Consider the following 13,302-nt stretch of genomic DNA (forward strand, 5'->3'; position numbering starts at 1 on the left):
TCGCCCCCGTGATAGACTTGAAGGACGCCAGCCGTGCGTCCAGTGGAACCATAACCCAAGCTGATCCGATGCAAGACTCTTCCTTAAAGCACTCCCCTGCCCGTCACCTCGCCTTGCAAGGCGCCAGCAATTTTCGCGATCTCGGCGGCTATCCGACCACCGACGGCCGCACCACGCGCTGGCGGCACATCTTCCGCTCCAACCATCTCGGCCAGCTCACGGCCGCCGACGTCGAGATCATCCGCGCACTGGGCGTGCGCAGCGCGTTCGACTTTCGCGGCGTCGAGGAGCGCGCGGCCGACATCTGTGTGGTGGAGGAGATCACCGTGCATTCGCTGCCGATCGAGCCGACGGTGGTCGCTGCGCTACGCGCCGAGCTCGTCGCGGGCAGACTGACCGCGCCGGTCGCGAGCGAGATCATGCGCGACTCCTACCGCAACTATGTCCGCCACAACACACACAGCTTCCGCACGCTGTTCGGCCATCTGCTGGAAGACCGTGCGCCGCTCGTGATCCATTGTACCGCCGGCAAGGATCGCACCGGCTTTGCCAGCGCGCTGATCCTGCAAACGCTGGGCGTGCCCGACGACGTCATTGCCGAGGACTATTTGCTGACCAACCAACACTACAAGCGCGATGCGCTGGCCGCCATCGACCTGCCCGAGGATGTGCGCAATGCCATCGGCAGCGTCGAGGCGTCATATCTTGCCGCGGCTTTCGAAGCCGTCGGCAAGGAATATGGCGACCTCGAAACCTATTTGCGCGATGGGCTCAGGATTGGCCCACCGGAGCAGGAGGCGCTGCGGGCGCGTTATCTGCAGTCGTAATCAAGCACCCGCATTTTTTCGTGGCTCCGGTGGCTTTGAGGATCGCCGAACGAAGGGCACGGGCGATGTGCATTGTGCTCCAGTCGCTCTGGTGCAGCTGCAGATCATCGTCCGGGGCAACGAGCTGCTCGAACGACGCCTTGTTGGAGACGTGCCAGTGCCGCATCAGCGCCCACCGCTGGAACAGGTTGACCTTGGCGTCTTGCGCAGCGGTTCGGATCGCTGAAACCATCTTTTCGGCCAGCTCGGCGTTGTCGTCGAACAGCATGGCCGTCGTGTATTGCGGATCGATCAGCACGACATCGATGGTCGGATGGTCGTGCAGGAGTTTCAATCCCTCTGCGATCTTGCCGACCACCTCATCGAAGTTGAACTGTTCCTTGCGAAAGACGGCGTTGGTTCCAACCTGCCAAAGCACAAGCGATGGATTGTCAGCAAAGATGTCGTCGTTGAACCGAGGCACTTCCAGGTTCGCTTCTTCGCCGCCCTTGCCCCGGTTGAATACGTCGATCCGGATGTTCGGACGCTGATCGTGGTCCTTGAAATGTCTTCTCAAATACAGTTCGAGCCGTGCGGGATAGGCAATGACATTGTCGAGTCCGGCCGTCGAAGACGATCCCATCGCCACGATGCGTACGGGCCCGGTTCCGGCCAACGCAGCTCGGAAATTGTCCAGCGGATGTTTGAGATCAACGATCGAAGCGGGAAATTCGAGGGCAGGAAAATTGTCAGGCATGGAACAACCTCCTCTACGATCTAAAGTTGCATTTATAGCCCAGTTTGGAAGCCGCCGCCATTGCAAGTCCAATTCAAGCGGAGCAATAGTCGGCCCGAAGTGAACGAACGGAGTGTTTCGTGCAGGGAAAAGTCATTGTCGTGACCGGTGCGCTCGGCGCACTCGGCAAGGTGGTCGCCGAGACCGCGCAGTCGCGCGGCGCGCGCATTGCCAGCATCGACTATGCGCCCTCGCAATTTTCGGCAACGCCTGAGCGCATCGAGATCGGCGGCATCGATCTGTCCGACGCTGCGCAGGCGAAGACGGCGATCGAGGCCGCTGCGAAGCATTTCGGTCGGCTCGACGCGCTGATCAACATCGCCGGCGGCTTCGCCTTCGAGACGGTCGGCGACGGCGACATCAAGACCTGGCAGCGCATGCATGCGCTCAACGTGCTGACGGCGCTCAACGCCTCCCACGCTGCGCTGCCGCATCTCGCCGCCTCGAAGGCCGGCCGCATCGTCAACATCGGCGCGATGGGCGCGCTCCAGGCCGGCTCCGGCATGGGCCCCTACGCCGCGTCGAAGGCCGGCGTGCATCGTCTGACCGAGGCGCTGGCGAACGAGTGGAAAGGCAAGGTCACCGTGAACGCGGTGCTGCCCTCGATCATCGACACCAAAGCGAACCGCGCCGACATGCCCAAGGCGGACTTCTCGAAATGGGTGACGCCGCAAGAACTCGCCGAGGTGATCCTATTCCTCGCCAGCGACGCCGCGAGCGGCGTTACGGGGGCGCTGATCCCGGTCGGCGGGCGCGTCTAGTCCGGCACCAGCAGCCGCAGATCACCCTTGAAGCGGATGCTCTGCTTGCCGGCGAGCGCGATGCCCTCGCCATAGGCGGTCTCGTCGGTATAGGTGCCGCTGAAGCCGATGGTCACCACCTTGCGGCCCCATACCGGGCGCTCGTCGAACGAGGGCGAGTGCTCCTCGTTGGTCAGCTCGCCCTTCCATTTGCCGTTGGCCGAGGCGTAGCTGCCATACGCAAAGAAGAATGAATCGCCGCCGCGCATGGTGCCGTCGCGCAGCACCATGACGCCCTGATTGCCGCCCTCGATGCTATCCAGGAACTTGATCCGGATGTGATAGAGCCCGTTCCTGATCGTCATGTCGCAAGCCGCCCACCTGTCCCCGTCCGCAGCATAATCGCACCTTCTGTTCCCGATCAAATGACGCGGAGGGTGAGTCTGATCCGGGCTAGACTGCACGCAACTGATTCTCCGATCGGACGTCCCGTGGAAACCGCGCTCTATCTTCCCGTCAAACGCTTCCTCGAAGAGCTCGGCTTCACCGTGAAGGGCGAGATCGGTGGCTGCGATCTCGTCGGCCTCAGCGCCGGCGATCCGCCGGTCGTCGTGATCGGCGAGCTCAAGCTCGCGTTCAATCTCGAGCTGATCCTGCAGGCGGTCGATCGTGCATCGGCAGCCGATGAGGTCTGGATCGCCGCCAAGATGTCGATCCGCGGCAAGGGGCGCGAGAGCGATGCGCGCTATCGCAATCTCTGCCGCCGGCTCGGCTTCGGCATGCTCGGGGTGACCGATCGCGGCCAGGTCGAAGTGCTGGTGAAGCCGCCGACCGCGGCGCCGCGCCGCGAACCGAAGGTGCGCTCACGTCTCGTCGCCGAGCATCAGCGCCGCCAGGGCGATCCCGTGCTCGGCGGCAGCACGCGCGCGCCGATCATGACGGCGTATCGCCAGCAGGCGCTCGCCTGCGCATCGGCGCTCGCCGACGGTCCGCGGCGCGTGCGCGAATTGCGCGAGCGCTGTCCCGATGCCGGCAAGATCTTGCTTAACAATGTGTATGGCTGGTTCGAACGGGCCGACCGGGGAATCTACGGGCTGACCGAGGCCGGGCACGCAGCCCTGAAACGCTGGCCACAGCAGCGTGTTGGGGTCGACGCCGGTGTCGCGTCACCGCCCTGACACCCGACCGGCGCATAGCTGTGATGCCACACCGATTCCATATTGCAATGCAACATCGGTAGCACTAGGTATCCCGGCATCGAAATGAGGCCGTTATGAGCGCAGACTGGAATACCAAATATGGCACGCGGCGCGTGCGCCACGATCCGCCCACCCTGGACGAGGCGATCTTCGCCGCCGTCGGCATCACCGACGACCAGGAGCAGCAGGCCGAGATCGCCGCAGCGCTGATGGGCATGCCGCTCGACGTCGTTCAGGCCGAGGTGAAGAAGCAGGCCCGCACCAACAGCCGCATTACCGCCACGCGCGTGATCGCCGGCGAACAGGGTGCGCAGCGCTCCGTCGTGGTCGAACGCCGCGTCGTTCGCCGCTTCGGCAACGACAAGCGCACCGGCACCTGAGCGCTCATTTCACGACCCCAAAATACGAAAGCGGACCGGTTTTGCCGGTCCGCTTTTTGATTCGTCCGCTCTTCGAGCTAGGCGGCGCGACTGCCGTACATGCTGGAGATGATCTTCCAGCAGGTCGAGTTGAAGCTGAGAAGCGCGCGACCGGCCTTGAACGGCGCGGCGGCGAGATCGGCGAGCTCGTCTTCGGTCGTCTTGGTGAGATCGATCGTCCCGGTCGATTCGCCATGGCGGAATTGCAGATGCGCGCCGAACTTCCTGGCGAGCGCCCGCATCGCGTGATTCTCGGCGCCGGTGGTGATGCGCAGGCGCTTGAAGCCCTTCCAGCGCGCTTCGGCGATCAGGCGGCTGAACAGGATGGTGCCGACGTTCTGGCGGCGCACTGATGCTTCCACGCTGAAGGCCACTTCGGGCAGCGAATCACCTTCCGGCGGATGCAGCTCGGCCGCGCCGCGCACCACGCCATCGACGATGTAGGCGACGATCACGGTGCCGTCCTCGGCGCAGCGGGCGGCGTAACGCTCGATGAAACTGTCGTCGAGAAAACCGTTGAAGCGGTCGTGACGGCTTGCGGCATCGAGCCTGAGCAGGTGATCGCGCAGAAGCGGCAATTCTTCCTGCTGGCTCAGGGTCCGCACATAGCCCGGAACGGACCTCGTGCGGGCGGTGTCTTCAAGTACCACGTCAAAACTCCTCTTGGTGTCCCTCGAGGAGGCGTTCGAATCCCTAGGCCTCCAATATTGTGCGTCGCAACAAATTTTTCAAGACGGGAACCTGCCCAACTTAGAGGCATCGGAAGCGACTAATTCGTTAACAAAATCAAGGCCCCGTAATCTTACAGGACCAGCTGGGTCTGGGTCACGATCGCGACCAGTTTGCCGTCCTCGGTCTCCAGCCGGGTGGTCCAGACCTGGGTCCGCCGGCCCCGGTGCACCGGGCTCGCGGTGGCGATAACAGTGGTTCCCTCCTTGGCGCCGCCGATGAAGTTGGTCTTGCTCTCCAGCGTGGTCGTACCCTTGGCGTCCTCGGGCAGGTTGATCACGGTCGCAGCCGCGCCGACGGAATCAGCCAGCGCCATCACCGCACCGCCGTGGATGGTGTGGTGAAGCGTGCAGAGATCGGGGCGGACCGTCATCCGCGCCACCACGCGATCCCTATCGGCCTCGACGAACTCGACGCCCTTGAGCTCGGCGAACGGCATCTTCATCGCTTTAAGTTTCTCGAGCGGCGTCATCAAAGTCCTCCCAATTTCTTGTTGTCTCAGGGTGAATGGCTTCGCGCGGCAAAGCAATGACGTCCGAGGTAATGGCCGCCGTGACATCAGAGCCCGCATTTGCGCATATGCTCCTCCCATGCGCCACTTCCCGCCCCGCCGCGTCGTCTGCCTGACCGAAGAGACGGTCGAAACGCTGTACCTGCTCGGCGAGCAGGACCGCATCGTCGGCGTCTCCGGCTACGCCGTCCGACCGCCGCAGGTGCGGCGGGAGAAGCCGCGGGTGTCGGCCTTCGTCTCCGCGGACATTCCAAAGGTCCTCGCACTGGAACCGGACCTCGTGCTGGCCTTCTCCGACCTCCAGGCCAGTATCGTCGCCGACCTTGTGCGCGCCGGCATCGATGTCCACGTCTTCAACCAGCGCGACATCGCCGGAATTCTCGCGATGATCCGCACGCTCGGCGCGCTGGTTGGCGCGAATGGGCGCGCAGAGGACCTCGCGCAAGGTTTTGAGCAACGCCTCGCCGCGATCGCCGCAACGCCCCGCCCTTCGTCCCGGCCAAAAGTCTATTTCGAGGAGTGGGACGATCCGCTGATCTCGGGCATCGGCTGGGTCTCCGAGCTGATCGAGATCGCCGGAGGCGTGGACGTGTTTCCGGAGCTGCGGCATCGGCAGGCCGCGAAGGATCGGATCGTGACGGCCGAGGCTGTGCGCGAGGCCGCGCCCGACGTGATCCTTGCTTCCTGGTGCGGCAAGAAGGTTGTCCCTGGCCGTATCCGCGCGCGTGAGGGGTGGAGTGACATTCCGGCGGTGCGGCATGATCGCATCGTCGAGATCAAGTCGACGATCATTTTGCAGCCGGGGCCGGCGGCTCTAACGGACGGGCTGGATGCGATCGTGAAAGCGCTGTGGGGTGAACGCGCAAGCACCGCCTCTCTGTCGCCGTCATCCTGAGGTGCGAGCTGCGCGGTGCGCAGCACCGTGCAGGGAGCCTCGAAGGATGCACGGCCCCGATGCAGCTCGGCCGTCGCCCTTCGAGGCTCGCCCAGCGGCGCGTCGGCGCCGCCCAGCTCGCACCTCAGAGTGACGGTGATAGATCCTTTCACGTCACCGCATTGACGACCTGATACTCCGGCCGCCGCCACACCTCGCCTGCGATCACCTCCTCGATGATCTCGGCTGCGCGGATGATTTCATCTTCTCCAATATACAGCGGCGTGATGCCGAACCTCATGATGTCAGGCGCGCGGAAGTCTCCGATCACACCGCGGGCAATCAGGGCCTGCATGGCGGCGTAGCCGCCGTCGAAGGCGAACGAGACCTGCGAGCCGCGGCGCGCATGCGCACGCGGCGTCACCAGCTTCAGAGACGGACAACGGCGTTCGACCTCGGCGATGAGCAAATCACCGAGCGCCAGCGAACGCGCGCGGACCTCGTCAATATCAACCCGATCCCAGATATCGAGCGAAGCCTCCAGCGCCGCCATCGCCAGCACCGGCGGCGTGCCGACGCGCATGCGCTCGACGCCGCCGGCAGCCGCATAGCCAAGCTCGAATGCAAAGGGTTTTGCGTGCCCCATCCAGCCCGACAGCGCAGCGCGTGCATCATCGGCATGGCGCGGCGCGACGTAGAGGAAGGCCGGCGCGCCGGGGCCGGCGTTGACGTATTTGTAGGTGCAACCAGCCGCAAAGTCGGCGCCGCAGCCGGCGAGGTCAACGGGCAGCGCGCCGGCCGAATGCGCGAGATCCCACACCGTGACGATCCCAAGCGCATGCGCCTTTGCGGTGAGCGTGGCCATGTCGTGGCGGCGGCCGGTGCGGTAGTCGACCTCGGTGATGTAGAGCACCGCGATGTCCTCCGACAGCGCGGCCTCGATCTGCTCCGGCGCCACCAGGCGCAATTGATGGCCGCGCCCGAACGTCGCGATCAGGCCCTCGGCCATGTAGAGATCGGTCGGGAAATTGCCGGTGTCCGACAGGACGATTTTGCGCGACGCGTTCATATCGAGCGCGGCGGCGAGCGCCTGATAGACCTTCAGCGACAGCGTGTCGCCGACCATCACCGAGCCGGCTTCCGCGCCGATCAGCCGCGCGATGCGATCGCCAACATGGCGCGGCTGGGCATACCAGCCGGCCGTGTTCCAGGCGCGGATCAGCTCATGGCCCCACTCGTCCGTGATAACACGATTGACGCGCTCGGCGACGCCCAGCGGCAGCGCCCCGAGCGAGTTGCCGTCGAGATAGATCACGCCGTCGGGCAGATGAAACAGCGCCCTGGTGTCGTCGTAGACGCGAAGCTTGGTCATGGACATCTCTAGAGAATGGTACGCACGCGCCAGAGCTCGGGGAACAGCTCGACCTCCAGCATGCGCTTGAGATAGCTGACACCGCCGGTGCCGCCGGTGCCGCGCTTGAAGCCGATGACGCGCTCGACCGTCGTGACATGGTTGAAGCGCCAGCGGCGAAAGTAGTCCTCGAAATCGACCAGCTTTTCCGCGAGCTCGTAGAGCATCCAGTGCGTCTCCGGTGCCTCGTACACGATCCGCCAGGCCTGAAGCACGCCTTCGTTGAGACTATGAGTTTCGCGGACGTCGCGCGCCAGTACAGCCGCCGGCATCTTCAGCCCATTGCGATCGGCGAGCCGCAACACCTCGTCATAGAGGCTTGGCGTCGCGAGCTCGTCCTCAAGCAGCTTCGTCGTCTCCGCATCGTGCGCGTGCGGCTTGAGCATGGCGTGATTGCGGTTGCCCAGCAAAAACTCGATCAGCCGATACTGCCGCGACTGGAAGCCCGAGGACTGGCCGAGCTGGGAGCGGAAGCGCGTGTATTCGCTCGGTGTCATCGTGCGCAGCACGTCCCAGGCGTTGTTGAGCTGCTCGAAGATGCGTGACATCCGCGCCAGCATCTTCATCGCGGGCTGCACCTCGTCTTTGGCGATGGCGCGGCGCGCGGCGCTGAGCTCGTGGATGGCGAGACGCATCCACAGCTCGGTGGTCTGGTGCTGGATGATGAACAGCATTTCGTCATGCGCTTCCGAGAGCGGATGCTGCGCGCCGAGGATCGCATCGAGCGCCAGGTAGTCGCCATAGGACATGCGCCGGGCGAAATCGGTCTCGGCGCCTTCGCTTGCAGGATCGTAATCGCTGGACGTCATGACAATCCCTCCCGATCGATCACATCCCTGCCCTTGCTCAGTCGAGGCCGATCAGACGCGCGGTGATCGGCGACGACGGGTCCTTGAGCCCGTCGATCACGGTGAAATGGTTCAGCCCGGGATCGACGACGAGGCGGGTCGGCACGTCGAACCCGGTCCAGACATTGGCCATCAGATCGGACTGGCGGATGAACTCCGGCCGCTCGCTGCCGCCGACCCAGGCGGTCACAGGCGAATGTCCGCGCGGCAGATGCAGCGCGGCGCTTTCGAGGCTCGCCTCCTCCATGGTCATGCGCAGCGTGTCGTTCATCTTGGTCTTCAGCAGCGGACGCAGGTCGTGCAGGCCGCTGATCGAGAGCGTGCCGGCGATGCGGTTGTAGATGGCGCCCTCGAGCCGGCTGTCGTCGCACAGCATGCGGGTGACCAGATGGCCGCCGGCGGAATGGCCGGCGAGCCGGATCGGTCCTGCGACAAGCGAAGCCGCTTTCGCAATCGCAGCGGTGATCTCTGCGGTGATGTCGGAGATGCGCGCCGCCGGCGTCAGCGTGTAGCTCGGCAAGCAGACCGTCCAGCCGTGGTGCCGTGCGCCTTCAGCCAGATCCGTCCAGGTCGATTTGTCGAAGCGCATCCAGTAGCCGCCATGGACGAACACGACGAGGCCCTTGCTGTCGCCGTCGGGCAGGATCAGGTCGAGGCGTTGGCGCTCGCCGGAGCCGTAAACGATGTCAGGGCGAAAATGCTTCAGCCCGGCGCGGTAGGCCGCCGCCCGCTCCGCCCATTGTGCCGGCATTTTGTCGGAGCCCGGGATATGGGCCGAATTGGCGTAAGCATCATCCCAATCGCGCATTGTTGCTCCCGAGGACTCGTCCACCGAACCGGGCGCCAGTCTGCCACCGCTAAAGGCCGCATCCTAGTCTTTCTTTTAAGCTTAAAGGATTTGGGCGCGCCATTGCTTCGGGCAACTGAGCGCTCGAGCCAAGACGTCGTAGGGTGGGCAAAGCGAAGCGTGCCCACGCCCTGGTCATGTCGGATACAACTGGTGGGCACGGCGCAAATCCGCCTTTGCCCACCCTACGAGAGCTGCGGCAGCGCCTACGCCTTCTCCACCCCGCACCATTCCGCGATGAAGAGCGCCATCGCCTTGGTCGATTGCTTCAGCGAGTCCAGATCGACGAATTCGTTGAAGCCGTGCATCTCGCCGCCGCTGGCGCCGAAGCAGAGGCTGGGGATGCCGTAATTGAGGCCATAGAAGCGGGTGTCGGTGAGCGCGGTGAAGACGAGGTCTTCCACCGCGCCGCCATAGACCTTGTTGAAGGCCTTGCCGAACGCGGCTTCCGGCGCGGCGGCGTCGGTCAGTTCATAGCCTTCCGAAAGGAAGCCCGACCATTCCACCTCCGGTGGATTATTGGCGAGGAAGCGGTGGTTGCGCGCGGCGGCGGCGACGCAGGCCAGAATTTCCTTCTGGTGATCGGCCACCGACCAGCCCGGCAACACCGCGATGCGGCAATCGACGTCGCACCAGGCCGGTACGCTGGAGGCCCAATCGCCGCCCTTGATGATGCCGGGGTTGAAGTTGATGGGATGGTTGAGCGTCTTGAAGTGCCGATCGGCTTTGGCACGCTCGTTCCACTCGATCTCGAGCTTCTGCAGCGCCTGGATCAAATGATAGGCCGCCATGATCGCATTCGAGCCCGAGCCGGCAAAGGCAACATGGGTCGGGTGGCCCTTCACGCGCAGGCGAAACCAGATCACGCCGACCTGCGAGCGCACCATCTTGCCGCCGGTCGGCTCCGGAATGAAGCAGGCATCCGCACGATAGCCACGCTGCAATGTCGAGAGCGCGCCGACGCCGGTGCTCTCCTCCTCGATCACCGACTGGAAGTGGATCCGGGCCGTCGGCTTGAGGCCGGCCGCCTTGATGGCATCCAGCGCATAGAGCGCGCCGATCGTGCCGGACTTCATGTCGCAGGCGCCGCGCCCGAACATCTTGCCGTCCTTGATGACCGGCGAGAACGGCGGGGTGTCCCACAATTCCAAAGGTCCAGCCGGCACCACGTCGCAGTGTCCCTGGAGGATCAGCGATTTGCCGGCCTCGGTCGCGGGACGATAGGTGCCGACCACGCTGCGCGCCTTGGAAAAATCGTGCTCGATCGGGCCGAAGCCGCGCAGATCCTTGAGATCGTCGACGTTGATGTGCCAGTCGTCGACCTCATAGCCGCGCGCGCGCAGGAGGTCGCCGATCATGTCCTGGCACGGTCCCTCCGCACCGCGGGTCGAAGGGATCGCGACGAAATCGCGGGTGGTCGCAAGCTGGGCTTCGAAGCCGGCGTCGACGGCGTCGAGAATCCTTTGCTGCGTTTCGGCATTCATCAGGCAACTCCAGGCATTTCAATGATCCTTGGGAGCGCGAAGCTAGCCGATTTCAGCTGTTCGGGTACTCCACAAAATAAGCATCCCGCAATGCATCTTCGAGCAACCGGCCTTCCGAATAGCCATTGAGCGTCGCAGGGCGCGTTACGCCGTCGAGCAGGCGCGGGCAAGGTTCCGGCGCGCCGAGCACGGTACGGACAGGAATGCGCTCGGCATAGATCGGCAGCGCATAGTCCTCGTCGTCGTCGGCAACCCCCTTGGCGCGGACCTTGGCCGAGGCTTCCTCGATCTCCATCGCGATGAAGGACGTCGCCTTGATCTCCTGCGTGTTGCTTGCCCGCAAGGTGGCGGTGCGATCCGGGAAAAAGCGGTCGACCATGGCGACCACCGCCCGCTTCTTCTCTTCCGCGTCGGTGACGAGATAGGCCGTGCCGAACGCCATCACCGCGCGATAGTCGGCGGAATGGTTGAAGCCGCACCGCGCCAGCACGAGGCTGTCGAGATGAGCGACCGTCAGGCAGACGCGCTCGCCTTTGGTCTGGTTGCGCAGCATGCGGCTGGCGCTCGAGCCGTGCCAATAGAGCTTCGTGCCCTCGCGCCAGAAGAAGGTCGGCGTGCAATAGGGCTGGCCGTCGATGACGTAGGAGACGTGGCACAGCATCGAGGAATCCAGGATGCGATGAACCGTCTCGTGATCGTAGAAGCCGCGGTCATGACGGCGCTTGACCTGGTTGCGCGCCGACGTCGGGTAGGAATTTGGGCTTTCGGTCTGGCTCACGGCCGCTCCTGTCGGGATTGGAACAATTCCAGGAGAGTTGTAGCGGCCGATTTGGTCTGCGATAGTGCCAATTCCATGCAAAAAATTCCGACCAATTCCTCTGCGCCCGCCAAAGCCGAGCTGCCGCTCGATCTCACCGGGGCGCACATCACGCCAGGCGCTTCCGCCGCGCACCGGCTGTACCAGGCGCTGTGCGAAAAGATCGTCTCCGGTCTCGTCAAACCGGGCGAGCCGTTGCCACCATCGCGCACGCTGGCGAAGCAAACCGGCTTCCGCCGCAACGCCGTCGTCACCGCCTATGAGCGTCTGATCGCCGACGGCTTTGCCGAGGCGACCGTCGGCTCCGGTACGTTCGTTGCGGCGCGCATTCCGGCGCGCGCGACTGAGCCGAAGAGTTCGAAGATCGTAGTCGAGGCGCCCCGGCAAGGAGCGTTCGCGCTTGGCTGCACCCATATCGACGAGCGCGCGGTGCAGCGTTTTCGCGCCTTTGTCGGCCGGCGCATGCGCGCCTTCGGGTCCGAGCATCTGCATTATGGCGATCCCCGCGGCAGCCGCGAGCTGCGCGCGGCGATTGCCGATCATCTGCTGTCGGCGCGCGGGCTGCGCTGCGACCCTGATCAGATCATGCTCACGTCAGGTACGCTGCATGCGCTGCGCATCGTGTTGAGCGCAATCCTGAAGGCTGGCGATCAGGTCTGGTGCGAGGACCCCGGCTACCCTGCCGCACGCAAAACCATCGCGCATTGCGGCTATCGCGCGGTCCCCGCTCCCGTGGACGAGCATGGGATGCGTGTCGCCAAGGGGCGTACCGCAGCGCGGTCCGCGCGCGCGGCCTATGTGACGCCATCGCACCAGTTTCCGCTGGGCGTGCAGATGTCGATGCCGCGGCGGCTCGAGCTGCTGGACTGGGCGAGGCAAGCCGACGCCTTCGTGCTGGAGGACGATTACGACAGCGAGTTCCGCTATGACGGCGCGCCGCTGATGTCGCTCGCCGGCATCGACCACCTCCAGCGCGTGATCTACATGGGCACGTTCGCCAAGACGCTGTTTCCGGGCCTGCGCATCGGCTATTGCGCCCTGCCCGAGCGCCTCATCGCTGACGTCGCCGCCGCGCGTGCTGCGCTCGACCGCTTTCCCGGCACGCTGATGGAAGGCGCGGTCGCGGACATGCTCAATTCCGGCGCCTTCGCCGCAAACCTGAAGCGGGTGCGAAAACTCTATCGCGAAGCGCGCGACGTGCTGGCCGAGACGTTGGAAGCCACATCCGAGGGCGCGTTGTCGGTGCCGGTGCCCTCGCAAGGACTACATCTGGTCGCCCGGTTCGATCCAGCGGTCGATCTGTCGGTCGCGGCAGAGGCCAAGCAGGCCGCCGGTGCGGAAGGCTGGCTGCTCGCCGACACCTATTCGCGCGCCCGTCCCCTGCCCGGCTTCGTGCTGGGATTTTCGGGGCACGCGGTTCCTGAGCTCGTCGCCTCTGCCCGGCGGCTGGCGCGGGAATCGCGCGCAGCCTTGCGCGCCAGAAGCAAATCGGCCCGGCGGGCGTGACGAAGGTTCACTATCAGAATCGCGGGCCCGTCCCTACATTGCGGCATCGATGCCGGGACCTCTCATCATGCCTCTCTACCGTGCAGCCTGCCTCTCGCTCCTGATCTCCGCCGCGCTCGTGACGACGGCGCATGCCGTCACCGTCGGACGCGAGCAGGACATCACCGATCTCAAGCTCGGCCAACGCGTGCAGGTGGACGACGGAACTTGCCCCGCCGGACAGGTCAAGGAAGTGCGGGGCTCGAAGATGACCGACAAGGGCGTGGCGCGGACCGCCACCTGCGTGCCGCGCTATGGTCCGAAATCGAAATAGCG

General features: G+C 64.6%; 16 protein-coding genes. 7 read left to right on the top strand and 9 right to left on the bottom strand.

What is annotated here, in order from left to right; translation table 11 throughout:
- Positions 1-68: 68 nt before the first annotated feature.
- Positions 69-827: a tyrosine-protein phosphatase gene (locus BRAGE_RS0117755; protein WP_027557664.1), complete on the top strand. Its 759-nt coding sequence runs from the start codon at positions 69-71 to the stop codon at positions 825-827.
- On the opposite strand, the gene BRAGE_RS48815 is transcribed toward BRAGE_RS0117755, so the two are convergent.
- Positions 772-1,563 carry an SGNH/GDSL hydrolase family protein gene (locus BRAGE_RS48815; RefSeq protein ID WP_051377923.1) on the bottom strand — a complete coding sequence of 264 codons (792 nt, stop codon included), beginning with the start codon at positions 1,561-1,563 and terminating at the stop codon, positions 772-774. The genes BRAGE_RS0117755 and BRAGE_RS48815 overlap by 56 nt on opposite strands.
- A 119-nt stretch (positions 1,564-1,682) precedes the next feature.
- Here BRAGE_RS48815 and BRAGE_RS0117765 point away from each other — a divergent pair, with 119 nt between their 5' ends.
- The gene (locus tag BRAGE_RS0117765) at positions 1,683-2,363 is read left to right on the top strand and encodes an SDR family oxidoreductase (RefSeq protein WP_027557663.1); all 681 of its coding nucleotides are present in this window, start codon (positions 1,683-1,685) and stop codon (positions 2,361-2,363) included.
- Here the strand turns inward: BRAGE_RS0117765 and BRAGE_RS0117770 are convergent.
- Positions 2,360-2,707: a GrlR family regulatory protein gene (locus BRAGE_RS0117770; RefSeq protein ID WP_027557662.1), complete on the bottom strand. Its 348-nt coding sequence runs from the start codon at positions 2,705-2,707 to the stop codon at positions 2,360-2,362. The two genes, BRAGE_RS0117765 and BRAGE_RS0117770, sit on opposite strands and share 4 nt — an antisense overlap.
- A gap of 126 nt (positions 2,708-2,833) precedes the next feature.
- On the opposite strand from BRAGE_RS0117770, the gene BRAGE_RS0117775 reads away from it, so the two are divergent.
- The gene (locus BRAGE_RS0117775; protein WP_027557661.1) at positions 2,834-3,520 is read left to right on the top strand and encodes a DUF2161 domain-containing phosphodiesterase; all 687 of its coding nucleotides are present in this window, start codon (positions 2,834-2,836) and stop codon (positions 3,518-3,520) included.
- Positions 3,521-3,615: 95 nt separating this feature from the next.
- Positions 3,616-3,921, top strand: coding sequence for a hypothetical protein (locus tag BRAGE_RS0117780; RefSeq protein ID WP_015686575.1), 306 nt, complete (start codon positions 3,616-3,618; stop codon positions 3,919-3,921).
- Between the two features lie 77 nt (positions 3,922-3,998).
- Here BRAGE_RS0117780 and BRAGE_RS0117785 read toward each other — a convergent pair whose 3' ends face one another.
- A complete protein-coding gene (locus BRAGE_RS0117785) occupies positions 3,999-4,610 on the bottom strand; it encodes a GNAT family N-acetyltransferase (protein ID WP_027557660.1) in 612 nt (203 codons plus the stop codon).
- A gap of 152 nt (positions 4,611-4,762) precedes the next feature.
- Positions 4,763-5,161, bottom strand: a complete 399-nt coding sequence (locus BRAGE_RS0117790; RefSeq protein WP_027557659.1) for a PaaI family thioesterase — start codon at positions 5,159-5,161, stop codon at positions 4,763-4,765.
- A gap of 118 nt (positions 5,162-5,279) precedes the next feature.
- Between BRAGE_RS0117790 and BRAGE_RS0117795 the strand changes: the two genes are divergently transcribed.
- Complete coding sequence (locus tag BRAGE_RS0117795) at positions 5,280-6,095, top strand: cobalamin-binding protein (RefSeq protein ID WP_027557658.1); 816 nt, start codon at positions 5,280-5,282, stop codon at positions 6,093-6,095.
- Positions 6,096-6,243: 148 nt separating this feature from the next.
- Here BRAGE_RS0117795 and kynU read toward each other — a convergent pair whose 3' ends face one another.
- The 5 genes from kynU to BRAGE_RS0117820 all read right to left on the bottom strand — a co-directional run bounded on the left by kynU (position 6,244) and on the right by BRAGE_RS0117820 (position 11,442).
- Positions 6,244-7,446, bottom strand: a complete 1,203-nt coding sequence (gene kynU / locus BRAGE_RS0117800; RefSeq protein ID WP_027557657.1) for a kynureninase — start codon at positions 7,444-7,446, stop codon at positions 6,244-6,246.
- Between the two features lie 8 nt (positions 7,447-7,454).
- Positions 7,455-8,294, bottom strand: a complete 840-nt coding sequence (kynA, locus tag BRAGE_RS0117805; RefSeq protein WP_027557656.1) for a tryptophan 2,3-dioxygenase — start codon at positions 8,292-8,294, stop codon at positions 7,455-7,457.
- A 37-nt stretch (positions 8,295-8,331) separates the two neighbouring features.
- Positions 8,332-9,141 (bottom strand): alpha/beta hydrolase, encoded by an 810-nt coding sequence (locus BRAGE_RS0117810; protein WP_027557655.1) that lies wholly within the window; start codon positions 9,139-9,141, stop codon positions 8,332-8,334.
- Between the two features lie 245 nt (positions 9,142-9,386).
- Positions 9,387-10,664, bottom strand: a complete 1,278-nt coding sequence (locus BRAGE_RS0117815) for an ArgE/DapE family deacylase (protein WP_027557654.1) — start codon at positions 10,662-10,664, stop codon at positions 9,387-9,389.
- A 52-nt stretch (positions 10,665-10,716) separates the two neighbouring features.
- A complete protein-coding gene (locus BRAGE_RS0117820) occupies positions 10,717-11,442 on the bottom strand; it encodes a pyridoxamine 5'-phosphate oxidase family protein (protein WP_027557653.1) in 726 nt (241 codons plus the stop codon).
- A 75-nt stretch (positions 11,443-11,517) separates the two neighbouring features.
- On the opposite strand from BRAGE_RS0117820, the gene BRAGE_RS0117825 reads away from it, so the two are divergent.
- Both BRAGE_RS0117825 and BRAGE_RS0117830 read left to right on the top strand, forming a co-directional pair.
- Positions 11,518-12,987, top strand: a complete 1,470-nt coding sequence (locus BRAGE_RS0117825) for a PLP-dependent aminotransferase family protein (RefSeq protein WP_027557652.1) — start codon at positions 11,518-11,520, stop codon at positions 12,985-12,987.
- Positions 12,988-13,054: 67 nt separating this feature from the next.
- Complete coding sequence (locus tag BRAGE_RS0117830) at positions 13,055-13,300, top strand: DUF6719 family protein (protein WP_027557651.1); 246 nt, start codon at positions 13,055-13,057, stop codon at positions 13,298-13,300.
- The last annotated feature ends 2 nt before the right edge of the window (positions 13,301-13,302 follow it).

This window comes from Bradyrhizobium genosp. SA-4 str. CB756 (genome assembly GCF_000473125.1).
GTDB lineage: Bacteria > Pseudomonadota > Alphaproteobacteria > Rhizobiales > Xanthobacteraceae > Bradyrhizobium > Bradyrhizobium arachidis.

Excerpts from the sequence above, each read along its gene's own strand:
- BRAGE_RS0117815 (WP_027557654.1), bottom strand. The coding sequence starts at position 10,664 with ATGAATGCCGAAACGCAGCAAAGGATTCTCGACGCCGTCGACGCCGGC.
- BRAGE_RS0117810 (WP_027557655.1), bottom strand. The coding sequence starts at position 9,141 with ATGCGCGATTGGGATGATGCTTACGCCAATTCGGCCCATATCCCGGGC.
- BRAGE_RS48815 (WP_051377923.1), bottom strand. The coding sequence starts at position 1,563 with ATGCCTGACAATTTTCCTGCCCTCGAATTTCCCGCTTCGATCGTTGAT.
- BRAGE_RS0117790 (WP_027557659.1), bottom strand. The coding sequence starts at position 5,161 with ATGACGCCGCTCGAGAAACTTAAAGCGATGAAGATGCCGTTCGCCGAG.
- BRAGE_RS0117795 (WP_027557658.1), top strand. The coding sequence starts at position 5,280 with ATGCGCCACTTCCCGCCCCGCCGCGTCGTCTGCCTGACCGAAGAGACG.
- BRAGE_RS0117825 (WP_027557652.1), top strand. The coding sequence starts at position 11,518 with ATGCAAAAAATTCCGACCAATTCCTCTGCGCCCGCCAAAGCCGAGCTG.
- BRAGE_RS0117770 (WP_027557662.1), bottom strand. The coding sequence starts at position 2,707 with ATGACGATCAGGAACGGGCTCTATCACATCCGGATCAAGTTCCTGGAT.
- BRAGE_RS0117780 (WP_015686575.1), top strand. The coding sequence starts at position 3,616 with ATGAGCGCAGACTGGAATACCAAATATGGCACGCGGCGCGTGCGCCAC.
- BRAGE_RS0117755 (WP_027557664.1), top strand. The coding sequence starts at position 69 with ATGCAAGACTCTTCCTTAAAGCACTCCCCTGCCCGTCACCTCGCCTTG.
- kynA (WP_027557656.1), bottom strand. The coding sequence starts at position 8,294 with ATGACGTCCAGCGATTACGATCCTGCAAGCGAAGGCGCCGAGACCGAT.
- BRAGE_RS0117830 (WP_027557651.1), top strand. The coding sequence starts at position 13,055 with ATGCCTCTCTACCGTGCAGCCTGCCTCTCGCTCCTGATCTCCGCCGCG.
- kynU (WP_027557657.1), bottom strand. The coding sequence starts at position 7,446 with ATGACCAAGCTTCGCGTCTACGACGACACCAGGGCGCTGTTTCATCTG.